Source organism: Archangium primigenium, assembly GCF_016904885.1.
GTDB lineage: Bacteria > Myxococcota > Myxococcia > Myxococcales > Myxococcaceae > Cystobacter > Cystobacter primigenius.
The window spans coordinates 5,428,258-5,445,483 of record NZ_JADWYI010000001.1 but is presented as its reverse complement, the minus strand read 5'-3'; the positions used below and the strand labels follow the sequence as shown (position 1 = coordinate 5,445,483).

General features: G+C 68.6%; 22 protein-coding genes. 9 read left to right on the top strand and 13 right to left on the bottom strand.

The annotated features are described in order from the left end of the window. The first annotated feature begins 4 nt into the window (after nt 1-4). On the top strand, nt 5-508 hold the full coding sequence (locus tag I3V78_RS22345; RefSeq protein WP_204490476.1) for a hypothetical protein: 504 nt from the start codon (nt 5-7) through the stop codon (nt 506-508). Here I3V78_RS22345 and I3V78_RS22340 read toward each other — a convergent pair. From I3V78_RS22340 to I3V78_RS22325, 4 genes are all read right to left on the bottom strand, one after another. Next, on the bottom strand, nt 447-1,454 hold the full coding sequence (locus I3V78_RS22340; protein WP_204490475.1) for a hypothetical protein: 1,008 nt from the start codon (nt 1,452-1,454) through the stop codon (nt 447-449). The genes I3V78_RS22345 and I3V78_RS22340 overlap by 62 nt on opposite strands. Before the next feature lie 127 nt (nt 1,455-1,581). Further along, nucleotides 1,582-2,037 carry an immunity 26/phosphotriesterase HocA family protein gene (locus tag I3V78_RS22335; protein WP_204490474.1) on the bottom strand — a complete coding sequence of 152 codons (456 nt, stop codon included), beginning with the start codon at nt 2,035-2,037 and terminating at the stop codon, nt 1,582-1,584. 2 nt (nt 2,038-2,039) lie between these two features. Continuing rightward, the gene (locus tag I3V78_RS22330) at nt 2,040-2,444 is read right to left on the bottom strand and encodes a hypothetical protein (RefSeq protein WP_204490473.1); all 405 of its coding nucleotides are present in this window, start codon (nt 2,442-2,444) and stop codon (nt 2,040-2,042) included. A 700-nt stretch (nt 2,445-3,144) separates the two neighbouring features. Next, nucleotides 3,145-4,041: a LysR family transcriptional regulator gene (locus I3V78_RS22325; protein ID WP_204490472.1), complete on the bottom strand. Its 897-nt coding sequence runs from the start codon at nt 4,039-4,041 to the stop codon at nt 3,145-3,147. Between the two features lie 146 nt (nt 4,042-4,187). Here I3V78_RS22325 and I3V78_RS22320 point away from each other — a divergent pair, with 146 nt between their 5' ends. The 3 genes from I3V78_RS22320 (at nt 4,188) to I3V78_RS22310 (ending at nt 5,999) form a co-directional block, all read left to right on the top strand. Beyond that, the gene (locus I3V78_RS22320; RefSeq protein ID WP_204490471.1) at nt 4,188-4,841 is read left to right on the top strand and encodes a hydrolase; all 654 of its coding nucleotides are present in this window, start codon (nt 4,188-4,190) and stop codon (nt 4,839-4,841) included. A 29-nt stretch (nt 4,842-4,870) separates the two neighbouring features. Further along, complete coding sequence (locus I3V78_RS22315) at nt 4,871-5,401, top strand: hypothetical protein (RefSeq protein ID WP_239576528.1); 531 nt, start codon at nt 4,871-4,873, stop codon at nt 5,399-5,401. 67 nt (nt 5,402-5,468) lie between these two features. Beyond that, on the top strand, nt 5,469-5,999 hold the full coding sequence (locus I3V78_RS22310) for a hypothetical protein (RefSeq protein ID WP_204490470.1): 531 nt from the start codon (nt 5,469-5,471) through the stop codon (nt 5,997-5,999). A gap of 2 nt (nt 6,000-6,001) precedes the next feature. Here the strand turns inward: I3V78_RS22310 and I3V78_RS22305 are convergent, their stop codons facing one another. From I3V78_RS22305 to I3V78_RS22295, 4 genes are read right to left on the bottom strand one after another with little or no spacing between them, the layout of a single operon-like run. Continuing rightward, nucleotides 6,002-6,760: a DUF5953 family protein gene (locus tag I3V78_RS22305; protein WP_204490469.1), complete on the bottom strand. Its 759-nt coding sequence runs from the start codon at nt 6,758-6,760 to the stop codon at nt 6,002-6,004. 1 nt (nt 6,761) lies between these two features. Continuing rightward, nucleotides 6,762-6,902, bottom strand: a complete 141-nt coding sequence (locus tag I3V78_RS40200) for a DUF6310 domain-containing protein (protein WP_338023710.1) — start codon at nt 6,900-6,902, stop codon at nt 6,762-6,764. Beyond that, nucleotides 6,883-7,440 (bottom strand): hypothetical protein, encoded by a 558-nt coding sequence (locus I3V78_RS22300; protein ID WP_338023709.1) that lies wholly within the window; start codon nt 7,438-7,440, stop codon nt 6,883-6,885. The genes I3V78_RS40200 and I3V78_RS22300 overlap by 20 nt, the downstream gene beginning before the upstream one ends. After that, nucleotides 7,433-8,485, bottom strand: coding sequence for a hypothetical protein (locus I3V78_RS22295; RefSeq protein WP_204490468.1), 1,053 nt, complete (start codon nt 8,483-8,485; stop codon nt 7,433-7,435). The genes I3V78_RS22300 and I3V78_RS22295 overlap by 8 nt, the downstream gene beginning before the upstream one ends. Nucleotides 8,486-8,596: 111 nt before the next feature. On the opposite strand from I3V78_RS22295, the gene I3V78_RS22290 reads away from it, so the two are divergent. From I3V78_RS22290 to I3V78_RS22280, 3 genes are all read left to right on the top strand, one after another. After that, on the top strand, nt 8,597-8,902 hold the full coding sequence (locus I3V78_RS22290) for an antibiotic biosynthesis monooxygenase family protein (RefSeq protein WP_204490467.1): 306 nt from the start codon (nt 8,597-8,599) through the stop codon (nt 8,900-8,902). Nucleotides 8,903-8,982: 80 nt separating this feature from the next. Further along, nucleotides 8,983-9,843 (top strand): class I SAM-dependent methyltransferase, encoded by an 861-nt coding sequence (locus I3V78_RS22285; RefSeq protein WP_204490466.1) that lies wholly within the window; start codon nt 8,983-8,985, stop codon nt 9,841-9,843. Nucleotides 9,844-9,934: 91 nt separating this feature from the next. After that, entirely contained in the window at nt 9,935-10,486 is a 552-nt protein-coding gene (locus tag I3V78_RS22280) for an MlaC/ttg2D family ABC transporter substrate-binding protein (protein WP_204490465.1), read from the top strand. 7 nt (nt 10,487-10,493) lie between these two features. Here the strand turns inward: I3V78_RS22280 and I3V78_RS22275 are convergent, their stop codons facing one another. The 3 genes from I3V78_RS22275 to I3V78_RS22265 all read right to left on the bottom strand — a co-directional run bounded on the left by I3V78_RS22275 (nt 10,494) and on the right by I3V78_RS22265 (nt 12,532). Continuing rightward, nucleotides 10,494-11,201, bottom strand: a complete 708-nt coding sequence (locus I3V78_RS22275; protein ID WP_204490464.1) for a DUF3592 domain-containing protein — start codon at nt 11,199-11,201, stop codon at nt 10,494-10,496. A gap of 161 nt (nt 11,202-11,362) precedes the next feature. Next, nucleotides 11,363-12,100, bottom strand: coding sequence for a DUF3592 domain-containing protein (locus tag I3V78_RS22270; protein WP_204490463.1), 738 nt, complete (start codon nt 12,098-12,100; stop codon nt 11,363-11,365). Nucleotides 12,101-12,136: 36 nt separating this feature from the next. Continuing rightward, nucleotides 12,137-12,532 carry a RidA family protein gene (locus tag I3V78_RS22265; protein ID WP_204490462.1) on the bottom strand — a complete coding sequence of 132 codons (396 nt, stop codon included), beginning with the start codon at nt 12,530-12,532 and terminating at the stop codon, nt 12,137-12,139. Nucleotides 12,533-12,626: 94 nt separating this feature from the next. Between I3V78_RS22265 and I3V78_RS22260 the strand changes: the two genes are divergently transcribed. Continuing rightward, a complete protein-coding gene (locus tag I3V78_RS22260) occupies nt 12,627-13,538 on the top strand; it encodes a LysR family transcriptional regulator (RefSeq protein ID WP_338023708.1) in 912 nt (303 codons plus the stop codon). Here I3V78_RS22260 and I3V78_RS22255 read toward each other — a convergent pair. Next, nucleotides 13,519-14,523 (bottom strand): M28 family peptidase, encoded by a 1,005-nt coding sequence (locus tag I3V78_RS22255; RefSeq protein ID WP_239576527.1) that lies wholly within the window; start codon nt 14,521-14,523, stop codon nt 13,519-13,521. The two genes, I3V78_RS22260 and I3V78_RS22255, sit on opposite strands and share 20 nt — an antisense overlap. Before the next feature lie 161 nt (nt 14,524-14,684). On the opposite strand from I3V78_RS22255, the gene I3V78_RS22250 reads away from it, so the two are divergent. Further along, a complete protein-coding gene (locus tag I3V78_RS22250) occupies nt 14,685-15,635 on the top strand; it encodes an L-lactate dehydrogenase (RefSeq protein WP_204490460.1) in 951 nt (316 codons plus the stop codon). 12 nt (nt 15,636-15,647) lie between these two features. On the opposite strand, the gene I3V78_RS22245 is transcribed toward I3V78_RS22250, so the two are convergent. Then, complete coding sequence (locus I3V78_RS22245; protein ID WP_204490459.1) at nt 15,648-17,030, bottom strand: hypothetical protein; 1,383 nt, start codon at nt 17,028-17,030, stop codon at nt 15,648-15,650. Between the last annotated feature and the right edge of the window lie 196 nt (nt 17,031-17,226).

Here is a 17,226-nt window from a genome sequence, read left to right as displayed (position 1 = left end):
CGGAGTGGACCACGTCGAGGTGAGACGACGCATGGCGCGGGCCCTGGAGGAGCGGAGGCTCGGCCCCACGCGGGGTGAGCCCCTGGCGGACGACGCGCTGCCCGAGGGCCTTCGAGCGCTCGTGGCGGTCGAGGGACTCGAGGCGGCCTGCGCGGCGGCGGTGGTGCTGTTCGAGCAGGAGTTCACGACCCTGCTCTGGCCTCCTCCGCTAGGAATCTCAATCCTCCGCGTGATCCTCGATGCGGGGGCGGTCGATGCACAACTCCTAGCGGTGGCGTGCGGCTATGTGTGCCTCTTCTACCAAGAGCTCGATGCAACCACCGACGAAGGCAAGGCGTTGCTCGCCGCCGGGGCGTCCCCCAGCGCCTTGCGAGCCTTCGCGGACCGCCTACGTGGGAAGCTCGCGACCCTGAGCCCTGAGCCGGGTTCTCCCGCCCGTGGAGACGTCAGCGCGTCGGCGGTGGCGGCAGTGGCGTCTTCGTCGTCGCGGTCCGCAGCGCCTCGGTGAGCGGGCCGTAGAGGGCCTCGGCCTCCTTCGCCGTCTTCGTGTGCGTCCGCGCCATGCGCACGATCGCGCCGTCGTCGACGCGGGCCTGGATGTCGTCGCCGAGCAACAACGGGCCCCAGGGACGGAAGCCCGCGACGTCGACGAAGCCATGGTCGCGCTTCGTCGCGCCCCGCACGCGCTCCGGCAGCGACGACGACCATGCCGACCGCAGCGCCTTCAACTGGGCCTGCATCCACGGCCGCCAGCGCGCCTGGGCCCGCGGGCTCACGCGCACCGAGGTGCCTATCGCGAGCGGGATCTCGACGTCGTCGCCCTCGCTCACGAACAGCGGCTGCCAGGCGCGCACGTCCTCGACGGCGAGCGGCGGCGCCGGGGGCGTGGGGGTCTTCGGCGGCTTCGGTCGGCCGTCGTCGAGGTCGACGGTGCCCTCGTCGAGGTCCTCGGGGCGCGCGAGCCGCAAGGACGGGGCATAGATGCCCTCGCGCTCGCGGCGGGGCTCGTAGGCCGGGGTCTTCAGCGCCTGCCGCAGTGACGTGACGAGGTGCTCGCGCTCGTCGTCGCGCAGCGCGCGCGTGGTGGTCAAGGTGATCGAGGCGAGGTCGCGGCCGAGGTCGCCGAGCGTGAGGTGCACGCGCCGCGCGCCGCCGCCCGCCGCGGACGACGGCGGTGACGACGACGACACGGGCAGCCGCCAGTCATCCACGGCCGCCAGGGGCAGCGTCTTGCGCGCCGTGGCGAGGGTGGTCCTCATGAGGGGCATCACGGTGAAGAGGTGACGCTCGGCATTCTCGCGGCGCTTGTCGAACCAGGCGCTGGCCTGTCGGTCGTCGATGAATGCCTTGCGCACATCGCTCATCACGCAGAGCGTGGCCTCGACATCGGCATAGCAGTCCTCGTAGCCACCGCTCAAATGGGCCTCCCGTGCGAAGAGCAGGACGCCCGCCATCAGCGCCCATCGTGTCGTCGTCAACCGTGTCATCTCGCTCCCCATCCGCGCCGCTAATCTTCCAGTTCACCAGGTCCGTCGAGATCGAGTACCAGAAGTTGAGCCGCGTCCGCGCCTGTGAGCGTGCCTATTTCAGGCGCACCTTCAAGCGCTCCACCGAGGCGTTGGGCCGCCCCGTGAAGGCATCGAGCAGGCGTTCCTCAACCCCCACCTCTTCCCAGACAGCCGAGCGCTCAAGCCCGACACACTCCTGGGGCTCCGCGCTTCTCTCATTGCCGACGGTGTCGAAGATCGTGCAGTCGCGGAAGTTCCCAATGTCCTGCATGAACTGGACGATTGGTTGAGAAGACTGCTCCTCCAGCTTTCTCCACCCAATGAGTTCCCAGGCTCTCTCCTCCATATGGCGAACCATGATCTTGAAGAGGATGGGCGTGGAGGCGATTCGATCCAGGTCTGAATCTGGAGTGTCGGTCCTGTAGTCGTGATAGGCCTCATGCGGCATTTTGAGCACCCTGCCGTAACCGAAAGAACCGTCGGCCAGGGGGATTCTCAAGAACGAGCCCGGTTTGTAGATTCGCGGCATCCCTAGTACCCCGTGTAAGGGTGAAGTTGGCCCCACGACTCCGTCGCGGCGGCGTGGAACCGCCTGCCTCGTGGATTTTCTTTCGCCACTCCGCGTGCGGCATTCTCGGTGCGGTAAGGCTCTCCGGTGTCAGAGCGGGCTCCACCTAGGAAGTCCATCAACTGCTGCTCCCTCCCGCGAATCCGCCAATAAGCGATGTCGTCATATCTCCGGCCATAGTCAACCGCGGTGCCGACATCGAATCGATCAGTCTGCGCCAGGTCGAACACGGCGCCCGCCGGTTCCGCATTCTCATCCAGGTGGTGATTCCGATCTCGAAGGAGAACCGCCAGTGCAGCCTGAACTCGCAGCGGCGCGGCAAGATCGACGACCATGCTGGTCCGCCCGGCGTAGTAGCGTTGGGTCATCCGATTGAGCTTCGTGTAGGTGACATAGATGCGCCCTACCCTCTTGCCGGTGCTCTCGTCGGGTTTCGACCTGGGCGCTGCGCCAGGAGGAGGAACCTGGGCCGGATATTGACCTTGAACCCACCCCTTCACGTCTCCGAAGTGTGTGCCGTAATACTCGTCCGCAATCTCGATAGGGGTCTTCTCCCCATCCAGAGCCGCTCGGGCCGTCAAGCAGACCAACAACCCACTGCCCACGGCCGCGACGAACGCTCCCCCCACCACCACCGTCTCCCCTACGGCACCGCCAACCCCTACATCCGCGCCCGCGCCTCCTTCAGGAACCAACCGGAGCACACCCCGGGACATACCGTCCCCCAACCCCTGACCTGACATCCCTTCCAGGGCTGATGCAGGACCTGGGGCAGAGGGAGCCACGGGAGAAGCCCCTGCCGTCGCCGAGACCAGCACCACGTGCACACCCGCGCGAGCGGAGGGAACCTTCTTCCAGGCTCTGGCCGCCTCGTCACGAGACGGGACATAGACACAGCGCCGCTGCTCATCCGGCTTGGGTCGGACGCGTGGCGCGGCACCGCCACACCCCAGCACGGCCACGCAGAGCAGCACCAGTGAACAACGCATCACGTAGCACCTCGAGGTGTGGGCGCCTGCCTCGCCTGTCGCCGGTTCGTGCTCCAGACCCTTCAAGTGAGGAGCTCACTCAGCCAGCGGCGGCCTTCGCGGAACGCGGAGCGTGTTCGCACCATTGGCTCAACATCTCGGTGAGCACCCGGATCTTCCTCGCGGGATTCTGACCTGGCGGACGAATGACATACACGCCCGCCGGGGGCGGTGGGAACCGGGTCATGAGCGGCACGAGCGCGCCGGAGCGGATGGCTTCGTCGGTGAGGCCATCGGGCAGGTAGGCGATCCCGAGCCCCGCCTTGGCGGCCTCGGCCAAGGCGATGCCGTTGTCGGCCTTGAAGCGTCCTTGCGGCCGAATCGTGATGCTCTTGTCTCCCTCCACGAAGTGCCACGCCTCGGTGCCTTGCATGAGGGCTTCATGGGCGAGGATGTCTTCCGGCGTCTCGGGTGCGCCATGCGCCTGGATGTAGTCCGGACTCGCGACGAGCCTGCCGTTGAAGGTTCCCACGCGCCTGGCGAGCAGACTGGACTCGGGGAGATAGCCGACCCGTATCGCGCAGTCGTAGCCCTCGGCGATGAGATCGACGAAGCGATCACTGTAGCTGGTGTGGATCTGGAGCCGGGGATGGCGCCGCGCCATGTCCGCCAGCAAGGCGGCGAAGGAGTTCGAGCCGAAGGAGAGCGGCGCGGCGATCCGCAGGCGGCCACGAAGGTCGCCGGAGGGGAGGATGACTTCCCTCGCGGCGTCGATCTCGGCGCAGACCCTGGCGGCATGCTCCCGGAACGCGACCCCCGCTTCCGTGAGCGCGGCGCCGTGGGTGGTGCGTGCGAGCAGCTGGACACCCAGACCCTCCTCCAGTCGGGCCAGCCGCCGACTGACCATCGACTTGGATACCCCGAGCCGACGCGCGGCGGGAGAAACCCCCCCGGCATCGGCCACCTCCACGAACGTTCTCAGCTCTTCGATATCCAACTCGGCGTTCCCCGTTGTGCAACACCCCGTACCCCGGAGCGAGGCTACCGTCGCATGAATGGGAATGACACTGTCATTCCAGGTGGCGGCGCGGTCCGTGCCCGCCCCCGGTAGCCCCTCCCACTCGCAACCCACAGAGAACAATCATGACCTTTCGCAACGGCCTCAAGTCGCTTCTTCGTCCCGAAGACTCCGTGCTCGTGCTGATCGACCATCAGCCCTTCCAGCTCGCGAACCTGAACAGCCACGATCCGCAGATGGTGGTCAACAACTCGGCGGGGCTGGCGAAGGCGGCCAAGGCCTTCAATGTCCCCACCATCCTCACGAGCGTCATCGCCGAGCGGGGCGGCTTCATCTTCCCGCAGATCACCGAGGTGTTTCCGGATCAGGAAGTGATCGACCGGACCTTCGTCAACACCTGGGAGGATCAGAAGGTGGTGGACGCGGTCAAGGCGACGGGCCGCAAGCAGCTGATCATCGCTGGCCTGTGGACCGAGGTGTGCGTCGCGATGCCGGTGATCCAGGCCCTGGGCGAAGGCTGGGACGTGACGGTCGTCACCGATGCGTCGGGGGGCGCTTCGGTCGAGGCCCATGAGGTCGCCATCCAGCGCATGATCAGGGCCGGCGCGAACGTGATGACCTGGCTGGCGGTGGCGTCCGAATGGCAGCGCGACTGGGCCCGGCTGGAGACGGCGGCCCGGCTGACGGAGGTGCTCAAGGAGCACGCGGCCGGCACCGGCATCGCCTACCTGTGGGAGCAGCAGCTGCTCCACACGCCGGTGCCGACCACCGCGGGCTGATCCGCGCCGGGCTATGCTGCCGGGCGGCCATGAACGAGCGTGACACCCGAGAAGCGCAACCCGAGCTGCGCGCGAGGCTCGAGGCGCTGGGCGCCCAGCACTGGATGGAGCTGGCGGGCGTCCAGCTGGCGTGGACCCGTGGCATGGCGTGGTTGGCGCGGGGGGAGGGGTTCGTCCCCCCGCCCCGCCCCATCGAGGAACTGGACGAGGCACTCCAGCGTTCCGGGGCGGACCTGGATTCGGAGGAGGCCCTCGCGGAGGTGATGGACCTGGTCGAACTAGTGACCGGGGCGCGCGTGGTCCGGACGCGAGAGCACCTGCACTTCCTCACGTTGGACCAACCGGGACCCGAGGTGATTCACAGCGGCACGGTCGGAGCACGGGGCCTGGCCCGCTGGGAGGACCCGCGACGGGATGCTCGAGGCCTGGTGTTCTACGCCAACCTGTGGCGAGCGGATGGCGCGGACTTCGTGTGCCTGCGGGTGGACCGCGCCTCGCGCGCCCTCTCGGTCGAGGTGGTCGACGAAGGATGGTTCGAGATCGCGGCGAGGTTGGGTTAGGGGTGGGCAATCCCGTCCCATGGATGGTGGACAGGGGATCGCCTGACGCGCTAGTCACCCCGCCCCTATGACTCCAAGCAAAAGGCGGCAGTGGGCTCGCGTCTTCATCAGCGCCCGGCGTCACGGGCTCAGTGGGTGGACGCTCCTGCGCTTCTCCTTCGAGTGCGCGAGGGTGCTGGGCTCCGCGATTCCCATTCTCCTGGCGCTGCGTGTGGCGCCTCGGCCGACGTTGAGCCTGCCACCCCTGTGGGTTCCCCGGGCCGTGGGCGTCGTCGCCGTGGTCCTCGCCTCGTGGGGGCTCCTGATGCACGGCGGCAGCCCGGCGCCGCGCGTGGAGAACACGGCGGAGGAGATGCAGGTGCCGGAATGGCTCCTCACCGACCGGAGTGACGCGGGGGTGATCGCCAAGAAGATGCCGAGCAAGAGGATGCGCGGGCAAAAGGCGCCGCCATGCGAGGCGCCCCAGGTGATGCTCAACGATGCGTGCTGGGATCGGCTCGAGCGCACCCCCCCGTGCGGCGACTTCTACGAGCAGGACGGGCGGTGTTACGTCCCGTTGGTCGAGCCGCGCAGGCTGCCCACCTCGGTCGAACCGTAGCGTCAAGGGGCTGCGCGCCCGCCAATCTCCGGGAAGCGGTCGTAGGCCCTTTTGAGCGCGTCCAATTGAGCGGGGTTGTCCAGGTCAAGCGGTGCATCCGTGAGTTGCACGACCCACGCGCCCGTCGCGGTACGCCGAGCGCGTGACAGCAGCTCCGTGTCGCGGGCCGGGTCCGGAAAGCCGATGGCCTCCGCGGTAGCGGGTGACCAGTAATTCAGCCACCCCAGGCGGTGCGGAATCTCAGGTGCGGGGATTTGCTCTGGGAGCTTGAGCGCTGGGAGCCCTCGGGGAGAAACCCCTGGCTTGCGCACCGGATCCCTCGTTTGCCGCGAGATTTCCACGCTCGCTTCGAATGGGGTCGCATGCCCCCAGAACGCGCGAGCACCTTCCGCGATGCCTTCCAGGATGTCCGCCACCGCCGCGAGTCCTGATTCTTCCAGGGGCAGTTCCGCGTGAACTTCGAGCAGCGCCTGGCCACCGGGTCCGAAGCTCGCCGACTCCGCCACACCGAAGATCGTCACGGGATGGCTCCGGTCATTGTTGCAGACGAGCGGAAAGCCCCCGTTCCTTCTGGCCTGAGCGAGCCACGTATCGCGCTGCGGTAGGGGGAGGAGTTCATGCTCGTCAGAGACGGTCCACTCCAGGCGCAAGCCAGGGGTCGCGCGTTCCATGGCATGAACAACGGCGACATGACGGCGGTCATCGTCCATCAGGGCGGGCGCGTAGACATGAATGCTCAAGGTGTTTTGTGTGAATGCCATTTCAGCACCACGTCATGAGGACGATGTTGAAACCGGGCAACAGCGCTTCCAACAGTTTCTTGTGTGCATCGGAGCGAACGCCGATGACAAAATGATAGCCGCAGGCCGCTGCGAGATCACGCTCACACCGCGCCGCCTCCACCTGCTTTTGAATTTCGATCCGCCGAACGAAGGCTTCGGTTCGGCGCGGTGTTCTGTGGAGCAGGCGCTGTTTCAGGCACGGGCAGCGTTTCAGGCGAGGGCCTTACTCCTTGGGGAAGGCCCTTCTTCTCCGCGTAGGTATCCAGCGCTTCTTTGATGGCGAAGCCCACGACCACCACGCCCGCGACAATCACCGCGCCCACGATGATCTCCGGTGCCGCCAACACGCAAACCCCAACCCCCAGGGCAGCGGCACCAGCAGAGGCAACAGCACATCGCCCCGTGGCGTCGTGAAATTCGACCCGGTCATGGTCGAGGGCATGAAAGCACCGTTCCGCCAGCTCGGGCCAGGGCGCGGAGGCCGCCTCGACGGCGCACCGCCCCTCATCCGTCCAGGGCAGCGTCGCTGCTCGCTGGAGGTTGGCGAGCCTCGCGTCCCGGATCGCGGGTTTTCTTGGGCTTGACGATGTTGTCGCGCAGGCTGGGCTCAAGAGCAGCAGTGCGATGCACGCCCGAAAACGCATGGCCAGGTCATCCATTGGAGCGAGGACTTGAGTCCCTGTACGTGGATGTTGTGAGGCGCCCCGCGCGGGCGAGCCGAAGCAGGCCCGCGCGGGCCTCGGACCACTGCCGCGTCAGCGCTTCGGACGGCTCGCCTGGCCGACTCACCGCCTCGAGCAGTGGGAACGTCGAGGCCTGGGCCCCCGGGCTGGGCGAGCGATCCGCCGTGGGGAGGATGGTGGTCATCCCGGCATGGGCCTGGCGCTCGACACACACGACGCCGTCGGGCCAGCGCGCGACGAGTTCCTGGACGACCGGGGCGACCGCGGCCTCTGGCAGCCGCTCGTCGGTGGCCTCGGCCCACTTCACCAGGACGGCCAGGCCGCGCAGCACGTCGTAGAAGTAGAAGCGCGGGAACGTGAGCGCGCGCCAGGCCCCCGCCGCGTCGCGCTCCTCGGCGTTGTGCACGCTCCGCGAGCCGTGAATGAGGGCTCGCTCCATCAGGAAGCCCGCGGCGCGATGGGCGAAGGCCTGTTGTTCGCTCGCTCCGGCGCCGCCGAGCAGCATGGCCTCGAGCGGCGCGACCGTCCCGACCATCGAGCTGGGGCACTCATGGGTCTGGAGGTACGCGGTGGGGTCGCAGGACAGGCCACCATCGGCCATCTGGTAGCGCACGAACCAGGGTTTGACCCAGGGCAGCGTTCGCTCGACGTCGATGCCGCACGCGGCGAGCACTGGCAGCATCGTGCCGAGCGCGCAATGACAGGCACAGTCGCGCTGCGTGTCCGCCCCCGGTGCATCGCCCGGGTGGATGGGGAAGAGGTGCAGGAGGCGATCCATCCGCGCGGCCATTGTCGCGGCCGTGCGCGAGGGAATCTGGCGGGCTTCGCCCAGCTCGTGGAGCAGCAGCATGTGCCACCACGGGGAGTTCCACTTGGGCCAGTACGGATCGCGCTCGAGGCTGTGCAGCGCGGCCTCCGACCCGAGGTAGGCAACGGAATCGGAGATCCCCCGCGAGACCTCCGCGCTCCGGGGCGGGCGGGAGCTGGGAACGGCGGCGAGGGTGTCGAGATCGAGGGTCATGGGGACGGGGAATGTACGAGAAAGCAAGGGAGCGCTCCCCGCGATTCTTCCCGCGGGGCCATTGACCGCGAGAAAACACCGCCGCAAGTTCACCGCGATCATCAGGAGGACATGATGAACAGCCAGATGCGTCCGCTCTACGCCATCGTCCGGTTCGACTTGAAGGCGGGAGAACTCGACACGGTGGTGTCCCTGATTCGGGAGTTCTTCGAGAAGGAAGTGAGCCAGGTTCCCGGTTTTATTTCCGCCAAACTTCATTCCAACGAAGAAGGCACCGTCTTGATCAACTACGCCACCTGGGCGTCGGCGGACGCCTTTCAGGCCTTCGTGACGAACGTGGCGAGGGTGTCTCCAATCTCCAGGAAGCTTCAAGCCTTCTCCCCGAGGACCGATCGCGTTCACGAGATCGCTCTGTGAGGTGACGGCACTGTCACCTTGACGTCAGCGCCCCCTGTCGCCGCCATGCGGGAACGGGCGTCCCTGGTAGGATGACGACCATGAATCAAGGCCAGCCCAGCAAGACCGCGGAGTGGGTCGCCCGTCAGCGCGCGGTGCACCAGGTGCGCGACCAGTCACGGCTCGTCCTCCAGGATCCCCTCGCCGTGCGCATCCTCTCCGAGGATCAGCGCTCGAAGCTGCTGCTCTCGGAGGACATCCACCAGGAGTTCTACGATCAGGACATGCGGGCCTACATGGTGGCGCGCAGCCGCTACGCGGAGGACACGCTCGAGCGGGCCGTCGCCGCGGGCGTCAGGCAATACGTCCTGCTCGGGGCGGGTCTGGACACCTTCGCCTACCGCAATCCCTTCGTCGACGTGCGGGTCTTCGAGGTCGACCACCCCGCCACCCAGGCGTGGAAGCGCGAGCGCCTCGCGAGCGCCGCCATCCCGATTCCCGAGCACCTCACCTTCGCCCCCGTGGACTTCGAGTCGCAGACGATCGAGGAGGGGCTGCGCGCGGTGGACTTCCAGTGGGATCAGCCCGCGCTCTTCTGCTGGCTGGGGGTGACCTACTACCTGACCCTCGAGGCCTTCCAGAACACCCTCGCCTTCCTGGCCGCGCGGCACCCGGGCAGCGGGCTGGTCCTCGATTACATCCTCGATTGGGAGCGGCTGAATGAGCGGGAGCAGCGCACCCTGGAGCGGACGTCGGAACGGGTCGCTTCCATGGGCGAGCCCTTCAAGACATTCTTCACCCCGGAGCAGATGGAGGCCCACCTGACGAAGGCGGGCTTCACGGGCCTCGAGGACATCGGGAGCCAGGGCATCAACGCCCGCTACTTCACGCACCGCACCGATGATCTGGCCCTGAACAACTGGGTCGGGCGTCTGGTCAGTGCGTGGCGCCCCGTGGGTTGAGTTCCGCGCCCTCCGCCTCGCCGCCCGGCCAACGCGTGAAAGGTTCGAGACCCTCCTGCTCAAGCTCGCGCCGTAGCGCGCGACGACCTCCATGGACGACACGACTGGACCCGAAGTTCTGCTCGAAGAGCTCACCGCCAATGTGCTGCGCCAGATCCAGGCCGACCCTTCCATCCAGAAGGGAGACCTCAACGCGATCATCAAGCTCGTCAATGAAAAAATCCTGCCGTATGGCGACTTCGAGCGGACCACGCGTCTGGTGATGGGACGCAACTGGCTCAAGGCCACTCCAACGCAGCGGGCTGAAATCACCGAGCAGTTCAAACTGTTGCTGATTCAGACCTATGCCGGGGCGCTCGCACGGGTGCGTGATCCGAAAATCTCGTACGGGCCCCTGCGCGTGCCGCACGATGCGACCGATGTGGTCGTGTACGCCCAGGTGCTGGACCAGGGCCAGGTCGCCGCGCTCGATTACCGGATGGCGAAAACGCCTAACGGCTGGCGTGTCTATGACATGAACATGCTGGGCGCGTGGTTGGTGCCGGCGTACCGGCAGCAATTCGGCGAACAGATCGCACAGCACGGCATCGACGGCCTGCTCCAGTTCCTGAAGCGGCGCAACGCGAGTCTGGCGAACCCGTAGCCGCCCGCTACCGCCGGGGGCCATCCGCGCCGAGGTGGGTCTGTCGGCGCGGCGCGGATTGACTGCTCTCGCGCGCGGCCAGCTTCGCGCGTTGCTTCCTCGCGAAATACACGCCCGTGGCGAGAACCACCCCCCACGCGAGCACCGGGGACACCAGGGACGTATCGACCCACGTCAAGGCCGCCAGCACGAAGCTCATCACGAAGGAGGCGCCCCCCACGGCGGCGATTCCCATGGCCAGCGGGCTCAGCTCGTCGTCCTCGCCGCGCAGCAACTGCCGCACCCACATGAGCATCCCCATGTTGAAGGTGTTCAGGAACAGCAGCAGGAAGAGGTACATCCCATCGACGCCGGTGATGAGCACCGCCTCCCCAGGCGACTCCGGGTCGTAGAACACCGGGACCTGCGCCCCCACGGGAAAGCGCCGCGCGAAGTCCTCCACCCTGCCCTTGTTCGAGGAGCCCCACGCGGCGTAGCGATACCGCGTGCTCTCGTAGGCAACGCCCTGGACCTCATACGTGTAGCGAACCTCGAAGCCGTGGGAGTTCTTGCCGACGCGCACCACCTCGCTGCGCGTGATGAGGCCCGAGGCGCCGGGATGGGACGCCGAGAGGTACTGACGCGCCATGATGTGGAAGAGCAGTCCATTGGCCGCCAGCAGGGGGAGCCCCACGAGGGCGACCATCAACAGAACCAAGGGGGGCGGAGAGCGCATGGCCGTATCCTACCTCTACCAACCAGAGGGCCCGCTCTCGGCGGATGCGCGCTGGGCGGCCCGTGCGCGCTGGTGCTGCGTGCGCCGCGAGGCCGACTTCGTGAGGGTAACCGCGTCGATCGCCAGCATGGGGACCCCCATGGCGGCGACGAGGAACAGCCTCACGGGGAGCGGGAGCGGGTACGGGTGCGGCATTGCCTCATCCTGGCTTTCGCGAGCTCCGCGTGCTGTTTCCTCGCGAAGTACACGCCCGTGGCGAGGACCGCCCCCCAGATGAGCACCAGGGGAATCAGCGACGAAGTGAGCGACATCGCCATGAACATCACGACGAGCGCCACGCAGGAGGCGATTCCCACGGTGCCAATGCCCATGGCCAGGGGGCTCAGGTCCTCTTCCGGCAAGTCGTAGACGGAGTCCGGGCGCTTGAACATCCCCGACAGGCCTTCCTTGTCGAGCAGCAGGTGCCGCACGCCCATGAACATCGCCGCGTTGAACGGGGTCACGAACATCAGCAGGAAGAGGTACATCCCATCAATGCCGGTGACGAGCACCGCCTCCCACGGCGACTCCGGGTCGTGGAACACCGGGACGCGCGCCCCCACGGGAAAGCGCCGCGCGAAGTCCCGCGCCCTGTCCTCACCCCCGCTCCACGCGGCGTAGCGGTATCGGTCACTCTCGTACGTCAGCCCCTTGACCACGTAGGTGTAGCGCACCTCGAACGTGTAGGTCTCCTCGCCCTCGGACACCACCTCGCTGTGCGTGATGAGGCCGGAAGCGCGGGGATGGGACGCGGAGAGGTACTGATGCGCCAGGACGCGGAAGATCAGCCCATTGGCCACCACCAGGGGGGCCATCATGAGGATGACCGCCAACAGCACGGCGGGATACGGGGAACGCATGGCCGCATCCTACCTCCACCCGGAGGACCGCGGCGCTCAGGGCAGGTGCGCCACGGCGCGGATTTCCACCAGTTGGTGGGGGAACGCCAGCCCCGTGACGCCAATGAGCGTGCCGGCGGGCCGGTGCGCGCCGATGTACTTCTTCCACACGGCGATGCACCTCGCGGCGTGCTCCTGGGGGTGGGTCAGGTAGACGATGACCTCGGCGAGCTGGTTGCGCGTGACGTTGAAGCCCGCCAGGACGCGGTCGAGGTTGCGCAGCGTCTGCTCGGTCTGGGCCTCGATGTCCCCTTCCCCGATGAACGCGCCGCTCATGTCATGGGAGAACTGGCCCGCGATGTAGAGGGTGCCGCCGACGCGGTAGGCCTGGCTGACGCCGTTGGCCTCCTCCCATTCGACGCCGTGGTGGTAGGTGGTGAGGGTGCTCGACATGGGGGCTGCTCCTTGGAAGGTGTTCCCAGAACCCTAGCGGTGGCATTGTCGAATGGCGGGCCCCACTGAGGGGACGCGGGAGCGAGGCCACGGGGTGCGCACCAACCTCAACGACATCTCCGTGTTCATGGCCGTCGTCGACGCCGGCAGCTTCGTGGCCGGTGGGCAGGCGCTGGGCCTGACGCGCTCGGCGGCGGGCAAGGCCGTGATGCGGCTGGAGGATCGGCTCGGGGTGCGCCTGCTGCACCGCACCACCCGGACGCTGAGCCTCACCGACGAGGGCCGGGCCTTCTACGACCGGGGCCTGCGCATCTTCGCGGAGATCGAGGACGCCGAGGCCAGTGTGGCCCGTCGCGCCGGGACGCCGCGCGGCGTGTTGCGGCTGACCGTGCCGGATGCCTTCGGACGGCGGGTGCTCATGCCCCTGGTGATGAAGTACCTGCGCGCCTGGCCAGACGTGCAGGTCGAGGTGAGCTTCACCGACCGCGTGGTGGATCTCATCGAGGAGGGCTTCGACCTGGCGGTGCGCATCGGGGTCACGGATCCGGACTCGCGGCTGGTCTCCCGCGTTATCGCCCGCTACCCGGTGCTGCTCTGCGCGGCGCCGTCCTACCTCGCCGAGCGGGGCGTGCCGGAAGACGCCGAGGACCTGGCGCGCCATGACTGCCTGGTGTTCAGCAGCGCCACCCGGCGGCAGGGCTGGCGTGTCCGGGGCGACGAGGGCGCCTGGGTGAAGGTGTCCGGACGCAGCCGCCTGCGGCTCGACAGTGGCGAGGCCCTCCGGGACGCGGCCGTGGCCGGGGCGGGCATCGCGCTGCTCCCCGACTTCCTCGTGGCCGAGGACCTCGCCGCCGGCCGCCTCACGCGGGTGCTCGCGGACCGGGACGTCGGCGAGGCGAAGATCGTGACGCTCTACCCGACCCGGCGGCTGTTGGAACCGCGCGTGCGGCGGTTCCTCGATCTGCTGACCCAGGAGCTGGAGCCCCTCAAGGCGCCGGAGCGGTGAGGGCCTCCACGGCGCACTGGACGCCCTGGACCACGCGGGCCATGCGCGCGTAGTCCAGGCGCTCCCAGGTGTCCTGGCCCGTGTGGTAGTGCGGATTGCGGAACAGGGCGGTGTCGGTGACCATGACGGCCGGGTAGCCCTCGTCCCAGAAGCTCGCGTGGTCGGAGAAGTCCACGCCCGTGAGCCCGCGCGGCGCGGCCAGGGCCTCGGTGGCGAGGCCCGGCTCGGCCCGCAGCGCGCCGTGCACCGTGGAGACGAGGGCCTCGTCGTCCGCGCGGCCCACCACGGCGATGAAGTGGCCCTCGCGGGGATAGCGCCACTTGAGCGCCGCCACCGGGTACTCCTGGCTGTCGGGCGCGTCGGAGAAGTAGCCCAGGCTCTCCAGGCTGATCATCGCGCGCACGCGCTCTCCCCGCTCGCGCAGGCCCCGGGCGTGCACCTTGCTGCCCTGCGTGGGCTCGCGGAAGTGGGGCGGCTCCTCCAGGGTGAAGCCCACCAGGTCCACCCGCAGGGCGGGCGGATGCGCGCCGAGCCAGGTCGCGAGCTCCAGCAGGCCCGCCACCCCGCTGGCGTTGTCGTCCGCCCCGGGCGCGCCCTCGGCCGCGTCGTAGTGCGCGCCGATGACGAGCCGCTCGCCCTCCTCCGGTCCGAAGCGGGCGATGACGTTGCGGTAGGGCCGCCCCGCCACCGTGTACGGCTCGGAGCGCACGTGGCCCCCGGCGCGCGTGAGCGCCTCGGTGAGGTAGACGGCCGTGCGCTCCAGGTTCTCCGGATGCGCGTGGTCGCGCGGCACGAAGGTCTCGCTCAACTGGCGCACGTGCTCCTTCAGGCGCTCGGGCGCCACCGGGACGGGCGTACACGCGCGCGCCGAGGCGGTGGCGGGCGCGCGCCCCGTCTCGAGGACCCCGGCGGCGAGGCCCCCCAGACACAGGACCGCGAGACTCCCCCCGGCGATCCACCCCTTCTTCATGCGGCGCTCCCCCATGTGACGGCCTCCTGTCTGGACTCCGCACGGGCCTTTGCAAATCATGCACCCGGGCACGGCTTATCGGGTGATGCAGGCCGCCTGCGCCGGGTTTGGGTCAATTTGTCCCAGCGGGGCTTTCATCACGCGACACCGTGTCGGGGTGTGTTTGGCTTCCGCCCATGCCAGAACATGTGAACAAGGTCTCCATCATCGGCGCGGGCGCGGTGGGCGCCACCATCGCCTACGCCGCGATGATCCGGGGGGTGGCCAAGCACTTCGTCCTCTACGACATCAACCGCGCCAAGGTGGACGCGGAGGTGTTGGATCTCAACCACGGGCTGCAATTCATGCCCATGGCCACGCTGGTGGGCTCGGATGACCTGGCCGCGTGCGCGAACTCGGACGTGGTGGTCATCACCGCCGGGGCCAAGCAGCAGCCGGGACAGACGCGGCTGGAGCTGGCGGGCGCGAACGTGGAGCTGTGCCGCAAGCTCGTGCCCGCCTTGATGAAGGTGGCGCCCGACGCCCTGCTGCTCGTGGTCACCAACCCCGTGGACGTGGTGACGTACGTGGTGCAGCAGCTCAGCGGACTGCCCGCCCGGCGGGTGTTCGGCAGCGGCACCGTGCTGGACTCCTCCCGGCTGCGCTTCCTCGTGGCGCGCCACCTGAACCTGGCCGTGCAGAACGTGCACGCCTTCGTCGCCGGGGAGCACGGGGACTCGGAGCTCGCCCTGTGGAGCTCGGCCACCGTGGGCGGCCAGCCCCTGCTCAACTGGTCCGTGCCCGGGCGCCCGGCGCTCACGGAGGCGGATCGCACCCGCATCTTCGATGACGTGCGCAACGCCGCCTACCACATCATCCGGGGCAAGGGCGCCACGAACTACGCCATCGGCCTGGCCACGGCGCAGATCCTCGAGGCGGTGCTGCACCATGAGCAGCGCGTGCTGCCGGTGAGCTCCCGCCTGGAGGGCTACCTGGGCATCGACGACGTGTGCATGAGCGTGCCCAGCATCGTCAACCGCGGCGGCGTGGAGGCGGTGCTGGAGCTGCCCGTGAACGACGCCGAGGCCCAGGGCTTGCGGCACAGCGCCGACACCATCCGCAAGACGATCCGCGCGCTGGGTTTCTGAGGCCCGCCCGGCTCAGGGCGCGGTGAAGACGCAGCGGGTGACCGGGCGGATGATGTCCTCCAGGACATACAGGTAGTAGGCCCGGCCGCTCACGAGCGCCGGGGGCGCGCCCACCCGCGGGAAGCGCTGGGCGAGGCCCCCGGGCACGGTGCCGTAGCGCACCGTGCCGCTCTCGAAGGGCACGCCACCCTCGGGCACGTCGAGGCGCCAGCGCGTGCCCTCGGGCAGATCCAGGTTGGGCGGCACGGTGGGCGTGGCGGCCTCGGCCTCGAGCACGTACAGGTAGCGCGCCGGACCGCCCCGCCACACGACGGTGCCGTCCGCGCCCACGCCCTCGCCCTTGTCACACGCCTCCGGCCGGAAGAAGCGCTGCGCGTCCAGGGGGCCCGCGCCGTAGGGATTGTCGCTGAAGTCGCCGCGCGAGTAGCCCCGGTGGGCCAGCTCCGCCTCGAAGAAGCGGGCGATGCGCGCCGCGTCCGTGGTGACGAAGATGGAGTCGTGGGGCCGCTCGGGCGAGGCGCGCGAGAAGCCGTTGTTGTCCTCGGGCCGGTAGGCGCCAAAGCCCACCGTGTCGATCCACCCCGCGCCCATGGCGAGCCCCCGGGGATGGAAGGAGTTGATGAAGTTGCCCGGCGACTCGACGAACCAGTTGGACGGGCCCCGGGGCGAGCGCGTGGAGTGGCAGCACACGCACGCCGTCGACTCGATCTGCGAGCGCACCCACTTCACCTCCGCCGCATAGGCGGGATCGTTCATGCGCGCATCCTCCCGCGTGGAGTCCGGCGCGGGGGGCACCGGGTAGTACGGGCGCTGGGTGCGCACCCGATCACAGCTCGCGTATTGATCGAAGGACCGACCGGGCTCGGTGGCCCCGGAGATCATCTCCCAGGTGCACACCTGGCCGCCCTCGGACAGCCCCGGGGGCTCGCCCGCCAGGGGCGCCTTGCAGGTGCGCACCGGCTGGAGGAACGTGGCCAGGCCGCCGCCTCCCCCACCGCCCTGCTCCTCCTTGCCGCCACACACGGGCGCGGGATCGAACACGCCGCCGCCGAACAGCTCACAGCCGCGCTTCATGGAGCCGCACTTCTGGGCCTCCGTGCCGGGGAAGCTGATGCGGGCCCAGCGCTCCTTGCCCTCCTCGAGGAAACAGTAGCCCAGCCGCTCCGACAGCCCACACGCCGAGCCCAGCACCACCTGGGCGTCCTGGTCCTCGCAGTCCTCCGTCGCGGCCTTCTCGGTCCACTCGCCCACGTAGTCGCGGCACTCCTCCAGCTCACTGAAGCGGTTCTTGTAGACACAGTGGCCCACCACCTTCTCCGGAACGACGGGGACGGTGCCGCCCTGGCACGCCACGCTGGCGCACACGAGCAGGGACAAGAACAACGGCCGGGACATGGACATACGGCTCCCAAGGGGGTCGGGGGGTGGGACGGCTCGGGACGTACGGGCCTTCTTTTATTCCGCTACACGGGGCATTTCGGGGGGCGCGGCGCCCTGTTCAGCAGTGGACATGGGACCAGGCGGGCGACCCCCGCCCCCGAGGCGCCGAATGCCCGGCCCCCCCGGCGCGGCGCGGTTAGAGTGCCCCTCG

Bases quoted from the DNA above. Each gene is read 5' to 3' on its own strand.
- I3V78_RS22270 (WP_204490463.1), bottom strand. From the start codon at position 12,100: ATGCGTTCCCCGTATCCCGCCGTGCTGTTGGCGGTCATCCTCATGATG.
- I3V78_RS22250 (WP_204490460.1), top strand. From the start codon at position 14,685: ATGCCAGAACATGTGAACAAGGTCTCCATCATCGGCGCGGGCGCGGTG.
- I3V78_RS22305 (WP_204490469.1), bottom strand. From the start codon at position 6,760: ATGGCATTCACACAAAACACCTTGAGCATTCATGTCTACGCGCCCGCC.
- I3V78_RS22335 (WP_204490474.1), bottom strand. From the start codon at position 2,037: ATGCCGCGAATCTACAAACCGGGCTCGTTCTTGAGAATCCCCCTGGCC.
- I3V78_RS22340 (WP_204490475.1), bottom strand. From the start codon at position 1,454: ATGGCGGGCGTCCTGCTCTTCGCACGGGAGGCCCATTTGAGCGGTGGC.
- I3V78_RS22280 (WP_204490465.1), top strand. From the start codon at position 9,935: ATGGACGACACGACTGGACCCGAAGTTCTGCTCGAAGAGCTCACCGCC.
- I3V78_RS22300 (WP_338023709.1), bottom strand. From the start codon at position 7,440: ATGGATGACCTGGCCATGCGTTTTCGGGCGTGCATCGCACTGCTGCTC.
- I3V78_RS22285 (WP_204490466.1), top strand. From the start codon at position 8,983: ATGAATCAAGGCCAGCCCAGCAAGACCGCGGAGTGGGTCGCCCGTCAG.
- I3V78_RS22330 (WP_204490473.1), bottom strand. From the start codon at position 2,444: ATGACCCAACGCTACTACGCCGGGCGGACCAGCATGGTCGTCGATCTT.
- I3V78_RS22275 (WP_204490464.1), bottom strand. From the start codon at position 11,201: ATGCGCTCTCCGCCCCCCTTGGTTCTGTTGATGGTCGCCCTCGTGGGG.
- I3V78_RS22255 (WP_239576527.1), bottom strand. From the start codon at position 14,523: ATGGGGGAGCGCCGCATGAAGAAGGGGTGGATCGCCGGGGGGAGTCTC.
- I3V78_RS22320 (WP_204490471.1), top strand. From the start codon at position 4,188: ATGACCTTTCGCAACGGCCTCAAGTCGCTTCTTCGTCCCGAAGACTCC.
- I3V78_RS22310 (WP_204490470.1), top strand. From the start codon at position 5,469: ATGACTCCAAGCAAAAGGCGGCAGTGGGCTCGCGTCTTCATCAGCGCC.
- I3V78_RS22290 (WP_204490467.1), top strand. From the start codon at position 8,597: ATGATGAACAGCCAGATGCGTCCGCTCTACGCCATCGTCCGGTTCGAC.
- I3V78_RS22245 (WP_204490459.1), bottom strand. From the start codon at position 17,030: ATGTCCCGGCCGTTGTTCTTGTCCCTGCTCGTGTGCGCCAGCGTGGCG.
- I3V78_RS22265 (WP_204490462.1), bottom strand. From the start codon at position 12,532: ATGTCGAGCACCCTCACCACCTACCACCACGGCGTCGAATGGGAGGAG.
- I3V78_RS22315 (WP_239576528.1), top strand. From the start codon at position 4,871: ATGAACGAGCGTGACACCCGAGAAGCGCAACCCGAGCTGCGCGCGAGG.
- I3V78_RS22295 (WP_204490468.1), bottom strand. From the start codon at position 8,485: ATGACCCTCGATCTCGACACCCTCGCCGCCGTTCCCAGCTCCCGCCCG.